Origin of the sequence: Lactococcus sp. DD01 (assembly GCF_001578715.1) — a bacterium.
In the GTDB taxonomy this organism is placed as follows: domain Bacteria; phylum Bacillota; class Bacilli; order Lactobacillales; family Streptococcaceae; genus Lactococcus; species Lactococcus petauri.
In genome coordinates this window covers 1-217 of the sequence record NZ_KQ968974.1, presented here as the reverse complement: position 1 = coordinate 217, position 217 = coordinate 1, and the positions used below count along the sequence as shown (strand labels likewise).

Below are 217 nucleotides of genomic sequence, written 5' to 3'. Positions count from 1 at the left end.
AGAATCAACAACTGATTCAATGAGTAATTCAGAATCAACAAGTGATTCAGAATCAACAAGTAACTCAGAGTCTGCATCAGAATCAACAACTGATTCAATGAGTAATTCAGAATCAACAAGTGATTCAGAATCAACAAGTAACTCAGAGTCTGCATCAGAATCAACAACTGATTCAATGAGTAATTCAGAATCAACAAGTGATTCAGAATCAACAAGT

General features: G+C 33.6%; 1 pseudogene. It reads right to left on the bottom strand.

Annotation, left to right across the window (positions count from 1 at the left end):
- A pseudogene (locus LACDD01_RS12585) lies at nt 1–217 on the bottom strand (hypothetical protein); the annotation flags it as partial.